The sequence below is a fragment of the Dyella sp. C11 genome (assembly GCF_003121485.1).
Classification (GTDB): domain Bacteria; phylum Pseudomonadota; class Gammaproteobacteria; order Xanthomonadales; family Rhodanobacteraceae; genus Dyella.
In genome coordinates this window covers 129,080-151,512 of sequence record NZ_QAVX01000006.1, presented here as the reverse complement: position 1 = coordinate 151,512, position 22,433 = coordinate 129,080, and the positions used below count along the sequence as shown (strand labels likewise).

Sequence of the window (22,433 nt, the reverse complement as noted above, 5' to 3'; positions counted from 1 at the left end):
TCCACATGAGCAGTCAGCAGAACGTCGTCGTTATCACGGGTGCCTCGCAGGGCATTGGCGCGGGCCTGGTCAAGGCCTTCCGTGATCGCAATTACCGTGTCGTCGCCAACTCGCGTTCCATCAAGCCGTCCAATGACGCGGACGTGCTTGCCGTGCCCGGTGACATCGCCGAGCGCGCCGTGGCCCAGCGCATCGTCGATGAAGCGCTTGCCAAGTTCGGTCGCATCGACACCTTGGTCAACAACGCCGGCATCTTCGTGGCCAAGCCGTTCACGGCGTACACGGAGCAGGACTACGCAGACGTGATCTCAGTGAACCTGCATGGTTTCTTCCACATCACGCAGCTCGCCATTGCCGCGATGGAGAAGCAGGGCAGCGGGCATATCGTGAATGTGTCCACCAGCCTGGTCGATCACGCCATTGATGGTGTGCCCTCGGTGCTGGCGTCGCTTACCAAGGGTGGGTTGAATGCGGCCACCAAGTCGCTCGCCATTGAATACGCCAAGCGGGGCATTCGCGTGAACGCCGTGGCGCCGGGCGTGATCAAGACGCCGATGCATCCGGTGGAAACGCACGGCGCACTCGCCGGCCTGCACCCGGTGGGTCGCATGGGCGACATCGCCGACGTGGCCGACGCGGTGGTGTACCTCGACAACGCGGGCTTCGTCACGGGCGAGATCCTGCACGTGGATGGCGGCCAGAGCGCCGGTCACTGAAGCACGACGGGGTGAGCGCCATGCTCACCCCTTTCACGCGAGGAGAGCATCATGCCCATCGTCAACATTCAGATTACCCGCGAAGGTTCCGGCCCAGGTCGCAGTGCGGCCACCGCTGAAGAAAAGGCCGCCTTGATCAAGGGCGTCAGCCAGCTGTTGCTGGATGTGCTCAACAAACCGCTTGACGCCACCTTCGTGGTGATCGAGGAAGTAGAACTTGAGAACTGGGGCTGGGGAGGGCTGCCGGTTTCCGAGATGCGCAAGCAGCGCGGCGCCGGAAAGTAGCCTTGGCTGGCGTGCGACGCATGAGACGGCGTTGTGCGCGAGCGGATTGTCGGAGCTTATGCGCTCGATCAACGAGCGCGCGCATGAAGGCCTGCGAGCATGTGTTCGGTGGCGTCGCGCTCGGTATTCGGACCGGGCTCGACATCGGCGAGCAGCACGCGTGCTTCACCACGCAACCGTTGCGCCGTCGCCGTGTCGCCCACGGCGAGGTCGGTGCGCGCCAGATCGCCTTCGATATGCGCCACAAGCGCGGCGGCGCTTGGCATGACGGCATTCGCGCTGGCCAGCGCGGACTCCAGTGGGCGGCGCGCTTCTTCCGGGCGATCCAGCGCCTGAAGAAGCTCACCGTAGAGCAGACGCGCGCGGATCGATTTATCCGACATCGTGTCTGCCAAGGCGGCGTAGATGTTCACGGCATCGGCGGCGAGCGTGGCGGCGTGCGCGGTATCGTTCTTCGCCGCCGCTATTTCCGCCTCCACGGTGAGTGCATAGGCCGTATCCGGATGCGCATCCCGATGGCGCTTGCGCGCTTCGGCGAGTGCATCGTCAGCGAGGTCACGTGCCTCATCCAGTTGGCCACGGGCCACAAGTATTTCCGCCAGGCCCGCGCGATCATGGCTGCGGGCGTTGTCGCCGTAATCCGTGCCGAGCAGGCGCTGTTTCCGGTTGATGGCATCGCGCAGGCCATCTTCGGCAGCTGCGTAGTCGCCTTGCTGATAGCGCAGTTTGGCAACGTTGGCGCGGCTCACGGCTTCGGTCAGGTTGTTGGCCGGTGCCAGCAGGCGATCCATGGCCAGTGACTTTTCGTAGAACGCCGAGGCTTGATTCAGCTTGCCTTCCAGGCCGAAAACGTTGGCCAGGTCGTTGAGATGCCATGCCGTGTGCGCATTGGGGTGTGTGTAGGCGCTGGCGTCGATGGCCAGGGCGTCGCGCAGCAGTTGTTCGCCTTCGTCGTAACGACCCAGTTTGGTCAACGCCGAGGTAAGGATAGCCATGGTGTCAGCCACTTCCGCGTGACGCGGACCGAGGTGGCTGCGCTTGCGTTCTAGCGCCTCGCGCAACAGGGGTTCCGCCTGATCGGCGCGACCGGCGTCCATCAGAATCCAGCCCAGATTCAACAAGGCTTCGGTGAGCGCATCGCTGTCGGGTGGCAGCACCTGACGAGCGAGCGCGACGTCTCGGTTGCCGACATCGATGGCCTTGGCCGATTCGCCGATGCGTTCGTCCAGGCCCGCGAGCCAGGCGAGCGCCTGCACTTCTTCGGGTGAGTTGCGATAAGGCCCTTTTTCGAAGGCCTCGATGGCGTTCTGCAGCCGTGCCGTAGCCTCGCGCACGCGGCCAAGTTCGTCGGCTTCCTTGGCCAGCAGATACTCGGCGTGCAGTGTGCGGCGATCCGTGGGGCCGAATTGCGACTGTGCGAGCGCAGCGGCTTCTTCCAGCGGTTGCCAGGCGCGTTCCGGATGCCCGCTGCGGCGTTCCAGGTCGCCCACCAGCGCAATGATTTCCGCGCGCAGCGCAGGTTGCGTGGCGAAGTCGCGCTCGGCGCGTTCCAGGCCCCGCGCCAGCAGTTCTTCCGAGGTTTCATTCGCCTCGGTGCCGTGCGACGAGGTGTCGAACAGGCCTTCGAGGAAGGTCTTCAGTGCATCGGCACGGCGTGCTTCGCCCAGTGCCGTCACAGCCTGCGTGCTGGCGTCGTGCGCGGCACGGCGCGCCAGGTTGGCTTCGTGCAGTCCCACCACGGTGGCACTGGCGAGCAGCAACGTGATCGCCACACCCGCCGAGACGGCCACCGCATGGCGACGGACGAAGGCATGCGTGCGGTAAGCCAGCGTATCCGGGCGTGCGCGCAAAGGCTTGTCTTCCAGATACCGTTGGATGTCCGCGCGCAACGCGGCGACGCTTGCGTAACGGCGCGAGGGATCAGGTCGTGTGGCTTCATGCACCACGGCATGCAGGTCGGTGCCAAGCTTTCGTCGCAAGGCTTCGTCGTCGAAGACCGGCACCTTGGCGTCGGCCTCGTCCTTCATGCGATGCGGTGCCTGGTTGCCGAGCAGCTCGGCCAGCAGTACGCCCAGTGCATAGACATCGATGGCCGTGGTCGCCACATCACCGCCGAATTGCTCGGGTGCAGCATAGGAACGTGTCAGGCGGCGTGCGTCCGTGCGCGTGTGGTCGCTATCACCCGTGAGCAGTTTGGCGATGCCGAAATCCACCAGCTTCACGCGGCCATCGGCACCCACCAGCACGTTGTTGGGCTTGATGTCCCGGTGCACGATCAGGCTGCGGTGCGCATGCTCCACCGCGGCGCATACGTCGATGAACAGGGTGAGCCGCTCGCGCACGGACAAACCGTTGATAGACGCATGCGAGACCACGTCGTGGCCTGCCACGAATTCCAGTGCGAGAAATGGCGTGCCGCTCGGCGAGAAGCCCGCGTCCAGCAATTGCGCGATATGCGTGTGCTGCAGGCGCGCCAGAATGCTTTGCTCGCGCAGGAATCGCCGCCGCTCTTCCACATCGTGCACATCGATGCGCAGCAGCTTGAGCGCGACCTTCTGCGGTCCACCGGGCAGTTCGCGTTCCGCTTCGAACACGCTGGCCATGCCGCCCGCGCCCACGAAGCGCAGCACACGGTAACCGGCAATGACGGGCAGGGCATCGGGCTGGTCATCGGCCAGGGCAGGCAGCCACTGCTCCACGCCGCGTTCAAGCGCTTCCACCCCGGGCGCGTTATCCAATGCGCGTTCTACCAAGACTCGCAGCGTGGCGTCCTTGCAGTGCAGGCGCAGCCATTCGGCGCGGTCGGCGGCGGGCACGTCGAACAGCTGATCGATCAGCGGCTCGATTTCATGCCAGCGCTGGGCAAAGGCGGATGTCATGGGCTGCGCGTTTTCCGGACCGGTATGACCCTATAGCGAATTTGGCGCGCCCGGAGCGACATGGCGTTACGACGCGGGCATCAGGCAGGCGGAGAGAAACGTGCGCGCCTTCAGCCAGTCGCGCTCCACGGTGCGTGCGGTGACCCCCAGTGCCTCGGCGATGTCCGGGCTGGACAGGTCGGCGAACAGCCGCAGTTCCGCCACGCGCGCAAGGCGTTCATTGGCGGCGGCGAGCTGGTTCAGTGCTTCGTCGATGGCGAGCACGTCGATGATGTTCGATGCGTCCTGTGGCGCCGTGAGCTCCGGTGCCTGGCGTTTCTGCGCCTTACGACGTCGCGCGTGGTCGATCAGGATGTGGCGCATCACCTGGCTCATGTACGCGTACAAATGCGCACGGTCAGGAAAGTTCATGTGCTCCTGCGCCATGAGCTTGAGGTAGGCCTCATGCACCAGCGCCGTCGTCTCCAGCGTATGCGCGGCTTCGTGGGCGCGCTGGCGCCGCGCAAGGCGATGCAGCGTGGCGTAGATGCGTGGAATCAGCGTGTCGAATGCCGCGGCATCGCCACCGGCAGCGCGGGAAAGCACTTCGGTGATCTGCGGATCCGGGCTCATGGAAGCAGGGTCATCGCATGACGTGGCGAAGGCGATGTCGCAAACCGTTCCCCTTTTGCGCTGTAAGGGGAGATGGCGTGAGTGGGAACGGCTGCATATCCAGGGAATGCCATCGCCCGTCGCATCCAAGAGAGGAGAGAAGTCATGTCGAATCATCGCGCTACGAATGGTCGGCTCACAAGGGCCGCGGCTTTGCTTGCACTTGCTTTCACCGGGCTGTCCGGTGTCGCGCTGGCCGATGGAACCAGCAATGCCAGTGCGTCATACAACTTCCAGACACTCGATGTCCCGGGATCGTCACAGACCATCTACTGGGGCATCAACGATTTCGGTGAGCTGGCTGGTCAGTACGAGATCAATGGCGGCACGGCGCATGCCATGGCATTTCGCCAGGGCCGCTTCCAGCTGCTGGATACGGCCGTGCTGGGCACGTATTTCAGTGCAGCGGGCGGTCCCAATGACGTCGGCACCACGTTTGGCGGCTATGCCGATGCCACAGGCATTCAGCATGGCTTCGTCATCCAGGGCAATCGCCTGAGCACGGTGGATTTCCCGGGCCATCTCAATTCCAACGTGGACGGCGTCAACGATTTCGGCGCCATCCTTGGCGTCTACTGGGATGCGGACGGCGTGTACCACGGCATTCTGCGCATCGGTCGCAACTGGGATACGTCGTTCGATGTCAGCGGCGCGCGCGACACCTATCCCCTGGGCATCAACGACACCGGCGAGTCGGTCGGCTACTGGGACACCGCCGCGGGCGCCGTGCATGGCTTCTATCGCGACGCGAAGGGCCGGATCAGCACGCTTGATGTGCCCAATTCAGCCGGCACCGTGGCGCTGGGCATCAACGATGTGGGGCAGGTCGCCGGTTACTACTTTGACGCCGCGGGCGGCATTCACTCGTTCGTCGAATCGAACGGCAAGTTCCAGACGTTCGACATGCCTGGCGCAGCGGCAACATTCGCCACGGCCATCAACAATCTTGGCGTGATCGCTGGCGACTATCTTGATGCCACAGGACATCGCCACGGCATGGTCGCAACGCCCAAGCCGTCGGTTCACGGGCACTGAGTCACGCGGAGGCTCCGCTGCGGCGGAGCCTCCGTGCACCAGCAGTCATCGGGCGCATGAGGCTATGCTTGGCGCACATCTTCAGGCCACCGGACGCACCATGAGCGATATCGATGCACGCCTTTCCGCGCTGGGACTCACGCTGCCTCCGCCCTTCACGCTGCCGCCCGGTTTGCGCCTGCCATTCCAGTTCGTGCAGGTGCGCGGCACGCGTGTGCTGATTTCCGGGCTCGGTCCGCAGGGCAGCGATGGCCAGATGGCGGGGCCGTTCGGCAAGGTGGGAGCGGAGTTGTCGGTGGAGGAGGGCTATGCGTCGGCACGCCTGGTCGCGCTGTCCATGCTTTCCAGCCTCAAGCGCGCCATCGGCGACCTGGACCGCGTCGACGGCTGGCATCGTGTGTTCGGCATGGTGAATTCGGCGCCGGGCTTCATCCAGCAGCCGCAGGTGATCAACGGGTTTTCCGATCTCATCATCGAGTTGTTCGGCGATGAGCGTGGTGCCCACACGCGCAGTGCCGTGGGCATGGCGGAATTGCCGTTCAATATCCCCGTGGAGATCGAAGCCGAGCTTTCGATCCACCACTGAAACGCAAGAACCCACGCTCCGCCTCACGCCAATCCCATGCCTTGCATGCCTGGATTTAACATGTGATGGGTCACCGTTCTCGTTCCACTGTGGCGATGGAGTCGGCTACGCATCATGAGTGACACGCGATCGGATGCTTTCGTCTTCTTTGGTGCCACAGGCGACCTTGCCTACAAGATGATCTTTCCCGCGCTGCAAGGGCTGATAAAGGCCGGCGCGCTGGACATGCCCATCATCGGCGTCGCGCACGGCGACATGACCGTGGACCAGTTGCGCGAACGCGCGCGACAAAGCCTTGAGGAACATGGCGGCGTCGACGAGGCGGCTTTTGCCAAGCTCTGCAAGCAACTCCGCTACATCGACGGCGACTACAAGGACCCGGCGACGTACGTGCAGCTGAAGCAGGCTTTGGGCCACGCGCGTTGCCCGCTGCATTACATGGCCATTCCGCCCACCCTGTTCGATACGGTGGTGCAGGGGCTGGCGACGTCCGGGTGCGCTGAGGGCGCGCGCATCATTCTCGAAAAGCCGTTTGGTCATGACCTGGCTTCGGCGAAGCAATTGAATCGCACGCTGCACGAAGTGTTCCCCGAATCGCACATCTTTCGGATCGACCACTACCTGGGCAAGGAAGCGGTGCAGAACCTGTTGTACTTCCGCTTCGCCAATACGTTTCTCGAGCCCATCTGGAATCGCACGTACATCGAGAACGTGCAGATCACCATGGCCGAGAACTTCGGCGTGCAGGGCCGTGGCGCGTTCTACGATGAAGCCGGCGCGCTGCGCGACGTGGTGCAGAATCATCTGTTCCAGGTGACCGCGCTGCTGGCGATGGAAGCGCCGATGGGGCGCGAACCGGCGGCTACGCAGGCGGAGAAGCATCGCGTGTTCCAGTCCATGCGCCCGCTCGATCCGAAACACGTGGTCCGCGGGCAGTTCCGCGGCTATCGCGATGAGAAAGGCGTCGCGCCCGATTCGCAGGTGGAAACCTTCGTGGCATTGCGCCTGTTCATCGACACCTGGCGCTGGGCGGGCGTGCCGTTCTACATACGCACGGGCAAATGCCTGCCCATCACCAGCTGCGAGGTGATGGTGACCTTGCGCCGGCCGCCGCTGGCGGTGTTCGATGCCCTGTCCGCGCAACAGTCGAACTATTTCCGTTTCAGGCTGAGTCCCGAAGTGGTGATTTCCACCGGCGCTCGCGTGAAGCAAGCCGGTGAAACCATGCACGGCGAACCGGTGGAACTGGTAGCGCGACACCATTCACCGCAGGAAGGCTCTGCCTATCAGCGCTTGTTGGGTGACGCCCTGCACGGCGATGCCTCGCAGTTCGCCAGCGATGCCTGCGTGGAAGCGGCATGGGCCGTTGTCGAACCCGTGCTCGACGACAAGACGCCCGTGCACGAATATCAACCTGGAACCTGGGGGCCGGCAGCAGCCGATGCCCTCACCGCCAACGACGGCGGATGGCACGACCCAAGACCGGAGGAAACCTCACCATGCTAACGACGCCCGCGCCAGTGGTATTTCTGCTGGACGTCGACAACACCCTGCTGGACAACGACCGTTTCGCCGCCGACCTGACGGCGCGGCTCGACCAGGACGTCGGACCGATGGAACGCGAACGTTACTGGTCCATCTACAACAAGCTGCGCGGTACGTTGGGTTACGCCGACTATCTCGGCACGCTGCAGCAGTTTCGCGTGGACCACGAGTACCAGCAGGGCTTGCTGTCCCTGTCCACGTTCCTGCTCGAATACCCGTTCAACATGCGCCTGTTTTCAGGTGTGCTGGAAACACTGGAACATCTTGCCACGCTGGGCACCACGGTGATCCTGTCCGATGGCGACATCGTGTTCCAGCCGCGCAAGATCCAGCGGGCCGGCTTGTGGCAGGCGGTGGAAGGACGCGTGTTGGTCTATGTGCACAAGGAGCGCATGACGGAGGCCATCCAGCGCGAATACCCGGCGGCACATTACGTGATGGTCGACGACAAGCCGCAGCTGCTGGCCGCGATGAAGCGCATCTTCGGCTCGCGCATCACCACCGTGTTCGTGCGACAGGGGCATTACGCGCTGGAGGCGGACAGCCTGGTGATTGATCCGGCGCCGGATCGCACCATCGAGCACATTGCCGATCTGCGCGGTTGGACAGCGGCGGACCTCCCGGTAGCGACTGGCGTCAGCGAAGCCGCCACGCCGGAGTAAGCTCCGGCGGGACGGCAGCGGGAAGCGTCGATTATTCCTTCTTGATGGGGTGTCCGCCGAACTCGTTGCGCATGGCGGACAGCAACTTGTCGGTGAAGGAATCCTTGTCGCGAGAGCGCAGTCGTTCGATGAGCGACTGCGTGATCACGGGTGCGGGCACGTTCAACTCGATGGCTTCGTCCACCGTCCAGCGGCCTTCACCGGAATCAGCCACATACGGCGCAATGCCGGACATGTTCGGGTTCTTCTTCAAGGCATCGGCAGTGAGGTCGAGCAGCCACGAGCGCACCACACTGCCATAACGCCAGATCTCGGCCACCTGTTGCAGGTCGAGATCGAACTCGGCCTTGTGGCGCAGGATGGAAAAACCTTCCGCATACGCTTGCATCATTCCGTATTCGATGCCGTTGTGGACCATCTTGGTAAAGTGGCCCGAACCCACGGGGCCAACGTGCGCCCAGCCGAGTTCCTTGGTGGGCGCCAACGCTTCGAACAACGAACGCACGCGTTCCACCGCGGCTTTTTCGCCACCGATCATCAGGCTGTAGCCTTCTTCAAGGCCCCACACGCCTCCACTGGTGCCGCAGTCGACATAGGCGATGTCGTGCTCGGCGAAATGCTTCGCGCGGCGCAGCGTGTCCTTGTAGAACGAATTGCCGCCATCAATGATGGTATCGCCCGCGGCAAGCAACGGCAGCAACGTATCCAGGCTGGAGTCGGTGATTTCGCCTGCCGGCACCATCAGCCAGAGCGTGCGCGGCGCGGGCAGGGCAGCCACCAGCGCAGCCAGCGAATCCGCCGGTTGCGCGCCCTTGCCCTCAAGATCCTTCCTTGCGGCCGGTTGCGGATCGAAACCCACCACGGCGTGACCGCCCTTCATCAGCCGCTGGGCCATGTTGGCCCCCATCCTGCCCAAACCGATCATGCCAAGTTTCATGGAACGTCCTTAGTGAACTATCGACGGAAGGTGATGCCTGAAGCCTGCATGGTGAACCCGCGTGAGGCAAGCGGGCGTGACTGCGGAATTCATCGATCAAAGACATGGCGTGCGTTTCCCCTGGCGTGGCTTTCCTTGGGTGCATTAGCCTCAAATGAAGCGAGCCTGACTTTCGACCCATGGCAGGCGCGGCAAGGTGTGGTTAGGTCGGGGTTTGCGTAATCCATTGGGGAATTGTTGATGCCACGCCTTCGCACACTTGTATTGGCCACGTCCATGGCACTGGCCGCCTGTTCGCAGCAGTCGAACGAACCGGCTGCTCCGCCGGCTCCCGCTGCTGCCGGCACCGCACCCGCCCTGGCCTCGACAGCCGCACCGGTCGCCGAAGCCAGCGCGGTTAACCCCTTCCTCTCGCCCAGCACGCTGCCGTTCGAGGCACCGCCGTTCGACAAGATCAAGGATGGCGATTACCAGCCGGCGCTGGAGGAGGGCATGAAGCAGCACCTGGAGGAGATCTACAAGATCGCCGACAACCCGGATGCGCCGACCTTCGAAAATACCTTCGTTGCCATGGAGAAGTCGGGTCAGCTGCTGTCCCGTGTTCGCCGAGCGTTCTTTGCGGTAACGGGCGCCAACACCAACGACGTGCTGCAGAAAGTGCAACAGGAAGAGGCGCCCAGGTTTGCGGAGCATCAGGACGCCATCGTCCTGAACGACAAGCTCTTCAAGCGCATCGAGGCAATCTACGACCAGCGCGATTCGCTGAAGCTCGATCCCGAATCCAGGCGCCTGGTTGAAGTCACCTACAAGAACTTCGTGCGCGGCGGCGCAAAACTTTCCGATGCCGACAAGGCGAAGCTCAAGGACCTCAACAAGGAGGCGTCCGGCCTGGGCGCGCAGTTCACCAAGAAATTGCTGGCTGGTACCAAGGCCGGTGCGCTGGTGGTGGATGACAAGACCAGACTCGATGGATTGTCCGATGGCGACATCGCCGCGGCTGCGCAGGCAGCTGCCAGTCGCAAGTTGGACGGCAAGTGGGTCATTCCTCTGCAGAACACCACGCAACAGCCGGCGTTGCAGAACCTCAATGACCGCGCCACGCGCGAGCAGTTGTTCAAGGCGTCGTGGAACCGTGCGGAAAAGGGCGACGACAACGACACGCGCGACCTGATCGCCCGCATCGCGCAGATTCGCGCCGAGCAGGCCAAGCTGCTGGGCTTCTCCAGTTACGCCGCATGGAAGCTGGAAGACCAGATGGCCAAGACGCCGGAAGCGGCGATTGGCTTCATGGACAAGCTGGCGCCGGCTGCAGCGGCGCGCGCCGAGCGCGAAGCCAAGGACATCCAGGATGTGATCGACCAGCAGAAGGGCGGCTTCAAGGTCGAGGCATGGGACTGGAATCACTATTCCGAGCAGGTGCGCAAGGCCAAGTACGATCTCGACGAATCGCAGATCAAGCCGTACTTCGAACTGGACAACGTGCTGCAGAACGGCGTGTTCTACGCCGCCAACCAGCTCTACGGGCTGACCTTCAAGGAACGCAAGGACATCCCCGTCTGGCAGCCTGACGTGCGCGTGTTCGAGGTATTCGACAAGGACGGCACCTCCATGGCGCTGTTCTATTGCGACTACTTCAAGCGCGACAACAAGCAGGGCGGCGCGTGGATGAGCAACCTGGTGGCGCAATCGAAACTGATGGGCACCAAGCCCGTGGTGTTCAACGTCGCCAACTTCACCAAGCCCGCTCCGGGCCAACCGGCGCTGCTCTCGTTCGACGACGTGATCACCATGTTCCATGAATTCGGCCACGGTCTGCATGGCATGTTCGCGAACTCCGAATACCCGAGCCTTTCGGGTTCGGCAACGGCGCGCGACTTCGTGGAATTCCCGTCGCAGTTCAACGAGCACTGGGCGACCGATCCGAAGGTCTTCGCCAACTACGCGAAGAACTACAAGACCGGCGAACCGATGCCGGCCGAACTGGTCGAGAAGATCAAGAAGGCCAAGACCTTCAACAAGGGCTACGACATGACCGAGCTGCTTTCGGCCGCGTTGCTGGACATGAGCTGGCACAGCCTGCCGGCCGGCGCGCCGAAGCAGGACCCAGACAAGTTCGAGACGGACGCGCTCACCAAGGCCAGGATCAACCTGAGCTACGTGCCACCACGCTACCGCTCCAGCTACTTCCAGCACATCTGGGGCGGTGGCTATGCTGCCGGTTACTACGCCTACCTGTGGACGGAAATGCTGGCCGACGATGCCTTCCAGGGCTTCGTCGACAAGGGCGGCCTGACCCGCGAAAACGGTGATCGCTTCCGCGCGATGATTCTCTCGCAGGGCAATACGCAGGACCTGGCCACCATGTACAAGAACTGGCGCGGCAAGGACCCAAGCATCGAACCGATGCTGCTCAACCGCGGTCTGAAGGAAGCACCATCCAAGACGCAGTGATGTCTTGGCACTGAGAGAGGAAGGGGTCGGCCAGTCCGACCCCTTTTCTTTTTTAAATGGATACGTGGAAAGTGAAACGGGCTCGATACTTGCCACGATCAAGAGGGCGGCGGAGAGAGCATCGCAAGTCGATAGACGAACAACATACCGTCGTTATCGGCATTCAGTTCGGTGCTGCTCCCAGCGTTCCACAGGCCAGTGCAAGCGTTGCTGCAGCAGAGAGCGCAGCGCTATGCGCATCGACGGAGGCATTGCGGGCCTCCAGCAATTGGCGTTCGGCCATCAGGATGTCAGTGGATGATCCCACGCCTTGTCGAAACGCAGCCAGCGACGCGTCATACGTGACTTGGGATGCATCGAGCAACGCGCGCGAGGCGGACACGGCAGAGAGGCTGGTGTGCAATCGGGAATTCGCCAATACCACTTCCTGGGAAGCATCGAGCTTGACACGCGAAAGCGTTTCTTCGGCGGAGTCGGCCCGGTTGCGCGCCTGCGCCAGCGCCGCATTGCGCACGCCACCGCTGTAGATGGGAACCGTCACGCCTACCAGCACGGTGGCACCCCAGCGACGATTGGACAGATTGACCGTGGGCGACTGATCACCGATGGCCGGCACTGCGGAAAGATCAAGACTGCCATTGGCGTGTGTACCTACGGCCGATAGGAATACCTTGGGAAGAAAATCGGCCTTGGCTGCCCGTACACCCGCATCGGCAGCCTTCTGGGCGGCAACGGCCGCCAAGACGTCGGGACGTCGTGCCAGCGCATCTGTCAGTGCGCGATCAATGGGGCGATCGAGATCCGCGGGAAGCGGACGCTGCGATGCATCGGCAACCTGTATGCGCGATAGCGGTGATACGCCCATGGCCGAGAGCAGTGCCGCGTAGGCGTCGGACTTGTTGCCGTCGGCACTGACTCTGGCAAGTTCGGCCTGAGCGGTCAGTTGGCGTGCCTGTGCTACCTCGATGACCGTGCCGATGCCGTGTTTCTTACGGCTTTCGGCGGCCGTCTGGATATTGCGGGCGTCCTTGAGCGACAGGTCCGCGCTGTCGGCCCGTGCGGACGCCGCCGAATAGGCATAGAACGCGAGGCTGACGGCGTGGATAAGCTTCTGGTGAGCACTCGTAAATCCGATATTGGCGATGACAACGCCTTGATCGGCCGCATCGACCAGGGCATCGCGCTGCCCGAAGTCGAACAGCAGCCACTCCAGCGAAAGCACTTCCACCGAGCCGGTGAAGGTGTCGTTCTGGTTCGCCGAAAGTCCCAGTGCGGAGCTGGTTCCGCTGGCTGTCTGTCGGGCGCCGAGTGCCGTCGCGCTGATGCGGGGAAGATAGGTACTGCGAGCGACGCCTGCGGTAAGTGCAGCGTTGCGGGCAACATTCCATGCGACGCGTGTGTCGGGATTGGTGCTCTCGGCGAGGTCGATGAGATCGGCCAGGGTGTACACGTGGCTGGTATCGATGGGCGCGACCGGCAGATCACCCACGGCTGGATTGGGCGGAAGTACATAGCCTTGTGATGGCGTGATCGAGGACGCCGAATGGCTGGCCGTCAACGTGCCGGATGCATCCACGGAAGGCGACCACGGATGATCAGGCGCCGCCGGCGCCATCTGCAGCGATGATGTCGCGCATCCACAGAGGGCCAACGTCAGCGACAGCACGGCAAGGCTAGTGCGCAAGGTTCTGCTCCCATCCGGGGTGACCCTCGACATTCGCCTGGGCGAAGAGTGACTCCGCATCGCCGCGGTCGATCGCGTCCGCCATTCGGTCGAAACGGTCTGCCGCGCTATCGAGATCCTGGTCTCCATCGTTGTAGAGCAAGGGATATTCGAGAGACGGCAGACGTTTCAGAAGCGCTTGCCTGCGCTTGAGCCAATCCGCAGGCGGTTGCAGTGACGAGGGTTCGTAGTAGGCGATCTGAAGGTCCGTGTCGATCTTCGCCGCGACGGGACGAATGTTCGGCAACGCATAGAGCCGAGCCATGACCGCCTTCAGTCGCCCGATGCCGGCGAGCTGCCGGAACAGCGACGACAGTGCGGGATCGATGCCTCGCGCAATGCTCACCGGCCAGACGGAGACGAAGATGACATAGACCACGCCGATGCCGAGCAGGATGCCGATGATGCGGTCGCGTGCGATGCTCAAGTCGAAAGCCGGCGACGATCCCTGAATGACGCACAGCAAGATCGCGAACGTCAGCTGGAAGCCTGCATACGCAATGCGCGGGCTGCCGGCCGCGATCCAGCCGCCGGCAAGAGCCCCTGCAAAGACGAGGGCCAGCAAGCCACTCACGTTGTCGATGGCCGGTGTCAGCCAGACGATGGCAGCGATGCCTATCGACGCGCCTGTCAATGCACCCGTCAAGCGCAACAACAGCTTTTCAACCGTTTCGCCCGTGGTGTCGAGCCCGACGATGTAGCAGGTGATCAGGCAGGTATGAATACCTTGCCAGTCCGTGAGCGAATAGAAGAGATAGCAGAGCATCGCTGCCATGGTCACTTTCGTGGCGTACTGGATGTGTTCGGGGTTGTGGAACGCATCCGCCACGAAAAAGCCGGTCTTCTCTCCGGCGGTTTCGTTGACGGGTTCCTTCGGGGTGATCGCAAAGGAAATCAGCACGGCGTTGAAATCACTGGTCAGGGAGGCCGCCGCGCTCGACGGCGGTACACCGTCTGGCGCGATCGGGGCGATGTCGACGGGGTAAAGGTGACGGTCGAGGATGGCCGCCATATCGGCAAGACGCGTCGCGGCCTCCTGCCGCCAGGCGACGGTTGCGTTGCCCACGCGATCGATCTGCTCGACCAGAAGCAGCAGCACGCTGGTAGAGCCCGTTGCCTGTTGAAGCGATGCCACATCGGCAAGCGCGGAGGTCTTCTCCAGTGCGGCCAGGTGGAGATGCTTCCGAATGTCCGCATCGCCTTGCGCCCGCAAGCTTGCAACGCTGTGTCGCGAGACGGCATCGGGTGTCACGAGCAGTGCCCGCGCGGCTCGCAGTCGCAGCGCGATGGCACGTTCGGCCAGGTGCGTGGGCGAAGGGCCCATCAAGAGATTGACCAGCACGGACACGCCGGCAGGAATGGCGACCAGCAACCAGACGTAGAGCAGGGCGCGCGTAATCAGTTCGCCCTCCGGTATCTTGCCCAGCAGGTCCAGGGCATAGACAAGAATCAACGCAATGGTGGAGGCCAGGGGCTTGAGCTTGCTCGCCGATGCCAGGAACAGCAGTGCCATCGATATGGCCGCCATGATGGCCACACGCAGCGGCGGTATATCCACGGCCACGCCTGCGATCAAGATGAGCAGGCCGATGAGGATGCCGACCAGGATGGTGAAAGCCACGCTCGTCAGCATGCTGCTGGTGCGATCGGGCTTGTTCATGAAGAACACGACGTAGGTGGAAAGCGCCACGTCCAGCGTGCGATAGGACAAGCCTATCCACGCGGTCAGTGCACAGATGATTGCCAGGCGCAGGGCAAATTCCGCGCGACCCGGCGTGCGTTCCAGCAGCTCTCGCCAGCGGGCACGAAGCGTACCCCGCGCATGATCACCGACAAGCGACGCCATGATCGACCTCGATGATGGCACTGGCGCCGAGCCGCACCAGATCCGGCGGAGGATTCTCCAGCTTCACGCGAACGGGAAAGCGTTGCGACACGCGAACCCAGTTGAGTGAGCGTTCGACATAGGGCACGCCACGCGGCAGGTCGACGCGTTCGGTGTCCAGCACCCCTGAGCCGATGCCGGTGATAATGCCGTGCATCGGACGGGAGCGATCGATGAGGGAATACACCGTGGCGCAGTCGCCCACGGTGACGTGCTTGAGCACGGTCTCCCGAAAATTGCCGACGGAGAACCACTCGTCCGATGCAATCAGGGTGAACAAGGATTGCGACGGCGCGACGATTTCGCCGCTGGTTACCGAGAGCCCGACGACCCGGCCGTCATGCGGTGCCAGCACAGTAGTGTGTTCCAAGGCTCGTTCGGCAATCGCCAGTGCAGCGCGCCTGGCCTGCACCGCGGCTTCGGCACCTGCCGTGGTGTCCACGGCGTTGGCCGCTGCGGCCTGCTGCTCCTTCGCCTGGCTGAGTGATTTGGCGGCGTCACGCGCAGCCACTTCGGCCTGGTCGAGCTGTTGTTCGGGGATGTATCCCGCCTGGGCGAGTGGGCGCAGGCGTTCGACCGTGCGCTGCGTAAGCGCAGCGTTCTCCGCTGCTTTGCGCGTCTGGTCTGCCGCAATGGTGGCCGTGGAGTTCTGCGTCGAGACCACGCGACGCTGGGTGTCGAGTGAAGCCTCGGCGAGTGCAAGATCGGCGCGCGTTTGTGCCACGGCATCGCGATACGGCCCCGGGTCGATCTGGAACATCACGTCGCCCCGTTTCACCGAGGCGTTTTCGCTGACCTCAAGTCGGATCACCCGACCACCGACCTCGGAAGCGACGTGCACGACATCCGCGTCGATGGAGGCCGCGTCGGTGGATGGGTTTTCGACGGCGCGCCGAATGATGACCACGAGCATCACCACGGCCGTTGCGATGACCAGCAGCGCCAGCAGCTTCGCCATACGGGAAGGGCGATGTTCTCCGACGGCACGCATCAGTTGCCCAGCCACACAAGGTCGACAGCGCCTGCGACCAGCACACCGATTGCGAGGCACGTGAATAGCGGAAACGGTAGCGAAGGCGCCCAGCCGACCATCCCGAAGGCAATGCGCGCCACGATAGCGATGACTATCGCCAGGATGGCGAAGAGCAGCCAGCTTGGGAAATAGGCGCCGAAGAGCACGAGTGCCGGTGCCGAACCGGAAGTACAGCCGCCCAGCATGCTTGCTGTCGCACAAGGCAGCCACGCGCGTGCGATGACGCGCCGGCTGCGCTCTAGCGCTGCGAATGTGAACTCGCTCATGACCCGTGCCCCTTTGGTGCAACGTTTCCGTATGCGCGCACGCCCCCCGGTCCGTCGGGCGATGGGCAGACTAGACAGGTGATCAGGTCGCCGTTTTGTGAACGCTTGCACGGGAGATAAGCAGGAGACAGGGCGACAGCAGGCTGAGGTCGTCGTCATGGCGTATGGCCGTTCACGTCCGGCGCGCCTGCGAGGTGAGCTGAGATTCCTGAAGGTCGATCTCGTACACCAGCTCGCGTATCAGTTCCTGGCTTTGCCGGCCGAATGTCGCGGCACTGTTCAATTCCTTTCGCTCCGCGGCGAGTGCCACTAACCGCAGGCGTCGTTCGACCTCGCTGGCTTGCCGCGCTGATGGTTTGTCTGCCGCGGTGGGTGAGTGGGCAGCGATGCGCCGGTGATAGTCCGCTGCAATCCGACCTCCTGCTTGCGCGTAAACGTGGGCACGGGAACCTTGCGCCATGGGTTCGCGCAGGGCCTGCTCGATCGCCTGCAACGCAGCGAGGGCGGCCAGGGATCGGATGCCGTTTTCCTCTCCGGTCGCGGAGGTTGCCGATCTCTTGAGAGGGCGCGTCACCAGGGCCAGCCCTGCGTTTGCGGATACCAGAGAGACCAGAATGACGCCGGCCGCCATCAAAATGGACACATCACGCGCGGGCCAGGGTACGTCGGCGCGCGCGACCAACGGAATGGCCATGGCGGCGGCCAGCGTCACCGCGCCGCGCGCGCCGGCGAAGGTGCTGATCGCCACCAGGCGCGCAAGACTCGTGGAGCTATCTGTCGCCACGCGCTCCCCGAGCCCGTAGCGAACGCCCAACGCCACCCCCGTCCAGGCAGCGCGTAGGGCGGCGAGTGCGACGCAGACGGCGAGCACATCGAAAGCGAACCACGGCAGGCCACTCACGCCGGCCTGTCGTATGGCTGTGTTTGCGCCGCCAAGTATTTCTGGGAGCTGATGGCCCAGCAGCACGAAGATCACCCCGTTTCCTGCGAACTGCACGGCGTCCCAGACAGCGGCACGTTGGATGCGGGTGATGGCGGAAGCCCGTCCGGCACGCTCTTCGATGCCCATCATGAGGCCCGCCGCCACGGCGGCCAGAATGCCTGAAGCGCCGATCGCATCCGCCATCAGATAGGCGGCAAAGGGGATGATCAGGCTCACCAGGATTTGCGCACCGACGTCCTCGCCCCAGCGGCGCGATACCCAGTCCTTCGCGGCATTGGCTGCCAGGCAGATCGCGGCGCCGGCAACAAGCCCACCCACCGCAAGCCAGAGAAACGTGCCCGCCGCCCGCCACAGCGCAAAGTTGCCCGTCAGGGCGGCTACAACTGCGAACCGAAAGCACACTAGGCCGGAGGCGTCATTGAGCAGGGACTCGCCCTCCAGGATCAGCATCAATCGCCTGGGTAGCGGCACGCGTGCGGCCACGGAAGAAACGGCGATGGTGTCCGTCGGCGAAAGAATGGCCGCCAATGCGAACGCGGCGGGCCATGAGAAGGCCGGGATAAGCCAATGAATGAAGGCACCGATACCGAGCACCGTGATCAGCACAAGCCCAAGGGCGAGGGACAGGATGGTGCCTTTGTCGCGGAACAGACCTGCCCTGGGAATGCGCCAGCCGTCGAGGAACAGCAGCGGTGCCAGGAACAGCTGAAACAACACCGCCGGTTCCAACGAAACGCGATAGGTGACGACGCGGGCGGCCACCGCGCCCAGTGCGATCTGGACCATCGGCAGCGGCAGGGCGACACAGGAACGTACGATGATCGAGCTGAGAACCACCATGCCGAGCAGGAGAACGATGAATGCGATGGTGCCCATGGCGGCCTCCTGGATTCGCGGCGAGGCGGTGGACTCGATGACCGCTACGCAGTACCTGTTGCGCAAGTCGATGGTGATGCCTTCACCGCATGGCAACCGCGCGGCGCCGTTGCGCAAACATCTCGATACCGTGGTCCAGCGACAGAGGGCCGCCACCGAGTGCCATGATGGCCAGCGCAAGCGCAGCCCAGTACAAGTGGAAGTTGACCCAGGCATCGGGGAATACCAGCTGGATGACGGCTGTCATGGCGAGCAGCCCCAGCGCGGCAAAACGCGTTGCCAGGCCGACAAGAAGCAGCAGCGGCAGGATGATCTCCGCGCACCCAACGACGAAGGCCACCACGTCCGGCGCGGGAAACGCATAGAGATGTCCGAAGACGTGCAGCTTGAACTGATCTTCGAACAGATAAGCCGTGCCCGGCGAAATACTCAGAAAGCCATCCCAGCGTGTACGGCCGGATCGCAGGAATGGGAGTGCCAACGCGATACGCGCGACGATTGGCGCCAGCAACCAACCGACGTTGGCGATGCCCGCTCGCACGCGCCGAAAGAACGCCACGCCTGAACGGGGTGAAGGGTCGGTCATGTCATGCATCCAGCGAGTCCGATGGCTTGGTTGCAACGCGTGTACCCATGACGATGCGCGCATCGATCAGCATGGCCATGCTGGCGACAAGATCGAACGCGTCGTCGCCGGCGAAGGTTTGTTCGGCGGCGTCCACCAGCGAAGCACCTTTGGCCAGGGCGGCGAAGAATGTGGCGCCCCCTTTCGGCAGGCGATAAAGGTGGACATGCGCATCGGGCCGCACGATCAGGACATCCTCCGGGCCATCCAGGTCGATTGACATGTCGTTCGATGCCCCAGTGTTCATCTCCCAAATCGACAACGCTGGAAACAGGGAGGACAACACACGCATGGATGGGTGCAGTTGCACCGTCAGCCACCGAGGTTCGCTGCTGGAAAGAACGCCCTGGAGAGCGAGCGCGGAAAGCGGTAACGCTTCGGGTGAGTGATAGGCCTCCACCCAGGCACGCTCGATGCGCGCCACATCGCCAAGGTAAGGCAGCTCGCGGGCCGGCTCGAAGGCATCGACGAATGACGGGAAATCGATGCCGTAGTCGAACATCATGGGCGTGGCCGGCGAGTGCGTCAGCACGTAATCCCTCGCCATGGCGCGAAAGAACGTCTCTCCCACCAGTCTTGCCGTCGCAGGGTAGGCGTCGCGCAAGGTGTCGACCTGCCCGGCCACCACGTTGTTCCGATAGACGTTGAAGCGACGCAGGCTGGGTGCGCCATCACGCCCCACGACGCCGTGGGGCACGGGAAGATGAGCATCGCAAAGCGCCCGTGCGAATGTTTGTTGGCTTGACTGAAAAGTCGTCGCGCGCATGGCATCGTGCTCAGACCGGAAGGGCGCGTTGCAGCACATTCGTCCAGAACCTCTGAAGTTGCTCGGTGCCGCCTGCCGTGGAACTCCACAGCGTGGCGTCGCTTACAAGCAACGTTCCCTGGAATACGCCGGGTGCCGATTGGAGAAGCGCGTCGAACATAGGCGTCCCAGCCAGCTGAAAAGGATGTGGCGGCGCGTCGGGCGAGATCTCCTGGCGGACCAGCACATCAAACCTGGACAGGGCAGGGCCGATTCGCGCCAGGTGCGGCAGGTGCGGGTGCGCGTTGAACGCCCCCACGTCGCGCAAGAGATGCCAGCGGTCCAGCGCACGATCGGCATGGAATGGCCAGGGTTCTCCAGACGCATCAAGACGGGGATGGAGGCCGAACTGATTCTCCACCGGCATGTCGAGTTCGGCCAGCAACGACCGTGCAAAGCCACCGAATCGCTGTTGTGGCGGAATGGTTTTGTCACCGTGGTGATAGAACTCCTGCTCCTGACGTGCCGCCTGCCTGTTCTCCGGCAAGCCGTTGACATCACCGATATCGTGGTGAGGGCATACGAAAAGCAGATGATCAGGATGCGCCAGGAATCGGCGAATGGCCTGCATTTCGTTGCTGGTCGGTGCCTGTCGGCTGCGCAGTGAATCCAGGCTGATGACGACGAGCGTGTCCACATCCCGCAGCAATTCATCGTTGATCTCCTGCGCCAGGCCGTCGTCTCCCATGCGTTCGACCATCGGTACCGGATGCTGTGTGATGTTTCCGGCGTACTCAGCGAATGCCGTGAAGTTGGGCAGCTGGATATGGTCAAGAAAGCCGCCGATACCTTGATCGAATACATCCGTGCGCGAGAAGGCCTCGTAGCGGGGGTAAAGCATGCGGCGGCTCTCGAACAGCGCCGGAAAACGGTTGTTGATGACGGTGAGCGGCGCCTCGGTTTCGTCGGGCCGACTCCAGGAAAAGTACAGGACAACCTGCCGCTCAGACATGGACCTTCTCCTGTGCCGCTCGTGCTACCGCGTTCGCCAATTGCGATTCGGCCACAAGGACATCGAGGCCGGGAATGCGCGTGTCCCATTCGATCATGGTGGGAACGGCGCCCATTCTTCGTATCGCATGTGCGTATAGCGACCAGACCGCGTCGCTGACGTTTTGATCGTGGGTATCAATCAGCAGTGGCGATCCGTCCTCATCCCATTCATGCGTGTGGCCGGCCAGATGGATCTCGCCGACGGAGGAAGGATGGATGGCATCGATGTACGCATACGGGTCAAACCCGTGATTGATGGCTGACACGTGGACATTGTTGACATCCAGCAGCACACCACAGCTCGTGCGCCGGACGATCTCCTGGATGAAGTCCGGTTCGGCATAGGTACTCTCGGTGAACCGGACATAGGTCGACGGGTTCTCGAGTAGCAAACGTCGGCCGAGAAACGTCTGGGTGGCATCGATGTGTTCGACGACGCGATGCAGCGTTTCAGCGGTGTAAGGGAGAGGCAACAGATCGTTCAGATACCCTGACGCATGAGTCGACCAGGCCAGATGCTCGGAAAAAAACATCGGCTGGTATCGATCGATGAGTACCTTGAGCCTTTGCAGGTGCGCCTCATCCAGCGGATGGCTGGCGCCCAGCGAAAGCCCCACGCCATGCACCGAAAGTGTGTAGTGCTCGCGGATGGCGGACAGGTAACGATGGGGCGGACCACCTTCACCCATGTAATTCTCCGCGTGAATCTCGAAGAAGCCGACGCCCGGACGCTGTTCCAGAATGGACCGGTAGTGCACCGGCTTGAGCCCGACTCCCGCGCAAAGTGGTGTCCCTCCTGGCGGCCAGAGGGGAAGGGCGCTGCCATGGCTTGATAGGTCGCTGATGGTCTTCATGGCCTGGCTCGAGATGGTGCGCGTTTACCGGTTGGACGCCGGCAAGCGATGTTGTGGAACCTGCATCGCATGTGGCGAAGGACACGCCAGACAGCACGCTGCCTGGCGTGTCCGCACGTCAGACCTTCGGCTTCAGGCTGCCATTGCCATTGGGAGTCTTGATCGATTCGCACGTACCCTTCGGTACGAGCTTGAACGAGTTGCCCTGGTAGTCCGCGGTGCTGGTACCCGCACATGTCGTGCCGGCACCGGCGTAGCAATCGTTCTGGCCCTTCAGTGCGGTACCAAAACAAGGCTCGACCTTGCCGGACTTCACCAGCACCGTGTTCTGGGCCTGGATCTTCTTCTGTGCCGGGGTGAAGTCCTGGGCGAATGCGGTGGTACTCACCATGCCGCCAAGGACAGCGGCGATGGCACCGGCGACGAGCGTGGTGGTTTTGCTGTGGGACATCGTGGTTCTCCTTGGTCGTGAGTGTGGTTGCGCGTGAAATTGGCTGTCCTGCAGGCCGCCTGCGAGTGCCTCGCGGCGTCTTGCCGGGAGCACTTGTTTTCGATTCATGTTTGTAGACAGCCTAGTCATCGACGCACGGCAAGGATTGATGCTTCTTGCGTGTCATGGATTCCGATTGCTATTGATCGACGTGACATCAATGCGCGAACGATCACTGGCTCGCCCTTACGGG

At 62.9% G+C, this 22,433-nt stretch carries 20 protein-coding genes; 7 read left to right on the top strand and 13 right to left on the bottom strand.

Annotated elements, in window-relative coordinates; all coding sequences use genetic code 11:
- Positions 1 to 5 precede the first annotated feature (5 nt).
- Positions 6 to 716: an SDR family NAD(P)-dependent oxidoreductase gene (locus DK366_RS08190; RefSeq protein ID WP_109125043.1), complete on the top strand. Its 711-nt coding sequence runs from the start codon at positions 6 to 8 to the stop codon at positions 714 to 716.
- Between the two features lie 51 nt (positions 717 to 767).
- A complete protein-coding gene (locus DK366_RS08185) occupies positions 768 to 1,001 on the top strand; it encodes a 4-oxalocrotonate tautomerase family protein (RefSeq protein WP_109125042.1) in 234 nt (77 codons plus the stop codon).
- Between the two features lie 68 nt (positions 1,002 to 1,069).
- Here the strand turns inward: DK366_RS08185 and DK366_RS08180 are convergent, their stop codons facing one another.
- Together DK366_RS08180 and DK366_RS08175 are read right to left on the bottom strand one after the other, a co-directional pair.
- Complete coding sequence (locus tag DK366_RS08180) at positions 1,070 to 3,880, bottom strand: serine/threonine-protein kinase (RefSeq protein WP_109125041.1); 2,811 nt, start codon at positions 3,878 to 3,880, stop codon at positions 1,070 to 1,072.
- A gap of 66 nt (positions 3,881 to 3,946) precedes the next feature.
- On the bottom strand, positions 3,947 to 4,492 hold the full coding sequence (locus DK366_RS08175; protein WP_157956473.1) for an ECF-type sigma factor: 546 nt from the start codon (positions 4,490 to 4,492) through the stop codon (positions 3,947 to 3,949).
- 192 nt (positions 4,493 to 4,684) lie between these two features.
- On the opposite strand from DK366_RS08175, the gene DK366_RS08170 reads away from it, so the two are divergent.
- The 4 genes from DK366_RS08170 to DK366_RS08155 all read left to right on the top strand — a co-directional run bounded on the left by DK366_RS08170 (position 4,685) and on the right by DK366_RS08155 (position 8,359).
- A complete protein-coding gene (locus tag DK366_RS08170; RefSeq protein ID WP_109125039.1) occupies positions 4,685 to 5,566 on the top strand; it encodes a hypothetical protein in 882 nt (293 codons plus the stop codon).
- 100 nt (positions 5,567 to 5,666) lie between these two features.
- Complete coding sequence (locus DK366_RS08165) at positions 5,667 to 6,152, top strand: RidA family protein (RefSeq protein WP_109125114.1); 486 nt, start codon at positions 5,667 to 5,669, stop codon at positions 6,150 to 6,152.
- A gap of 114 nt (positions 6,153 to 6,266) precedes the next feature.
- A complete protein-coding gene (gene zwf, locus DK366_RS08160; protein ID WP_109125038.1) occupies positions 6,267 to 7,658 on the top strand; it encodes a glucose-6-phosphate dehydrogenase in 1,392 nt (463 codons plus the stop codon).
- On the top strand, positions 7,652 to 8,359 hold the full coding sequence (locus tag DK366_RS08155) for an HAD family hydrolase (protein ID WP_232820968.1): 708 nt from the start codon (positions 7,652 to 7,654) through the stop codon (positions 8,357 to 8,359). The genes zwf and DK366_RS08155 overlap by 7 nt, the downstream gene beginning before the upstream one ends.
- 31 nt (positions 8,360 to 8,390) lie before the next feature.
- On the opposite strand, the gene gnd is transcribed toward DK366_RS08155, so the two are convergent.
- Positions 8,391 to 9,296, bottom strand: coding sequence for a phosphogluconate dehydrogenase (NAD(+)-dependent, decarboxylating) (gene gnd, locus DK366_RS08150; protein ID WP_109125037.1), 906 nt, complete (start codon positions 9,294 to 9,296; stop codon positions 8,391 to 8,393).
- A gap of 240 nt (positions 9,297 to 9,536) precedes the next feature.
- Here gnd and dcp point away from each other — a divergent pair, with 240 nt between their 5' ends.
- A complete protein-coding gene (dcp, locus tag DK366_RS08145) occupies positions 9,537 to 11,747 on the top strand; it encodes a peptidyl-dipeptidase Dcp (protein WP_109125036.1) in 2,211 nt (736 codons plus the stop codon).
- A 163-nt stretch (positions 11,748 to 11,910) separates the two neighbouring features.
- On the opposite strand, the gene DK366_RS08140 is transcribed toward dcp, so the two are convergent.
- From DK366_RS08140 to DK366_RS08095, 10 genes are all read right to left on the bottom strand, one after another.
- Entirely contained in the window at positions 11,911 to 13,431 is a 1,521-nt protein-coding gene (locus DK366_RS08140) for a TolC family protein (protein ID WP_198651472.1), read from the bottom strand.
- A complete protein-coding gene (locus DK366_RS08135) occupies positions 13,421 to 15,316 on the bottom strand; it encodes an FUSC family protein (RefSeq protein WP_109125034.1) in 1,896 nt (631 codons plus the stop codon). Before DK366_RS08135 ends, DK366_RS08140 begins: the two co-directional genes overlap by 11 nt.
- Positions 15,297 to 16,346, bottom strand: coding sequence for a multidrug transporter subunit MdtN (gene mdtN / locus DK366_RS08130; protein WP_109125033.1), 1,050 nt, complete (start codon positions 16,344 to 16,346; stop codon positions 15,297 to 15,299). The genes DK366_RS08135 and mdtN overlap by 20 nt, the downstream gene beginning before the upstream one ends.
- Positions 16,346 to 16,654, bottom strand: a complete 309-nt coding sequence (locus tag DK366_RS08125) for a hypothetical protein (RefSeq protein ID WP_198651471.1) — start codon at positions 16,652 to 16,654, stop codon at positions 16,346 to 16,348. Before DK366_RS08125 ends, mdtN begins: the two co-directional genes overlap by 1 nt.
- A gap of 172 nt (positions 16,655 to 16,826) precedes the next feature.
- Positions 16,827 to 18,473 (bottom strand): Na+/H+ antiporter, encoded by a 1,647-nt coding sequence (locus DK366_RS08120; RefSeq protein ID WP_109125112.1) that lies wholly within the window; start codon positions 18,471 to 18,473, stop codon positions 16,827 to 16,829.
- Between the two features lie 82 nt (positions 18,474 to 18,555).
- Positions 18,556 to 19,059, bottom strand: a complete 504-nt coding sequence (locus DK366_RS08115) for a DoxX family protein (RefSeq protein ID WP_109125032.1) — start codon at positions 19,057 to 19,059, stop codon at positions 18,556 to 18,558.
- A gap of 1 nt (position 19,060) precedes the next feature.
- Positions 19,061 to 19,864 (bottom strand): DNA-binding domain-containing protein, encoded by an 804-nt coding sequence (locus DK366_RS08110; protein WP_109125031.1) that lies wholly within the window; start codon positions 19,862 to 19,864, stop codon positions 19,061 to 19,063.
- 10 nt (positions 19,865 to 19,874) lie between these two features.
- Positions 19,875 to 20,855: a hypothetical protein gene (locus tag DK366_RS08105; RefSeq protein ID WP_109125030.1), complete on the bottom strand. Its 981-nt coding sequence runs from the start codon at positions 20,853 to 20,855 to the stop codon at positions 19,875 to 19,877.
- The gene (locus tag DK366_RS08100; RefSeq protein ID WP_109125029.1) at positions 20,848 to 21,750 is read right to left on the bottom strand and encodes a DUF692 domain-containing protein; all 903 of its coding nucleotides are present in this window, start codon (positions 21,748 to 21,750) and stop codon (positions 20,848 to 20,850) included. The genes DK366_RS08105 and DK366_RS08100 overlap by 8 nt, the downstream gene beginning before the upstream one ends.
- 118 nt (positions 21,751 to 21,868) lie before the next feature.
- Positions 21,869 to 22,201, bottom strand: coding sequence for a DUF2282 domain-containing protein (locus tag DK366_RS08095; RefSeq protein WP_109125028.1), 333 nt, complete (start codon positions 22,199 to 22,201; stop codon positions 21,869 to 21,871).
- Positions 22,202 to 22,433: the final 232 nt, after the last annotated feature.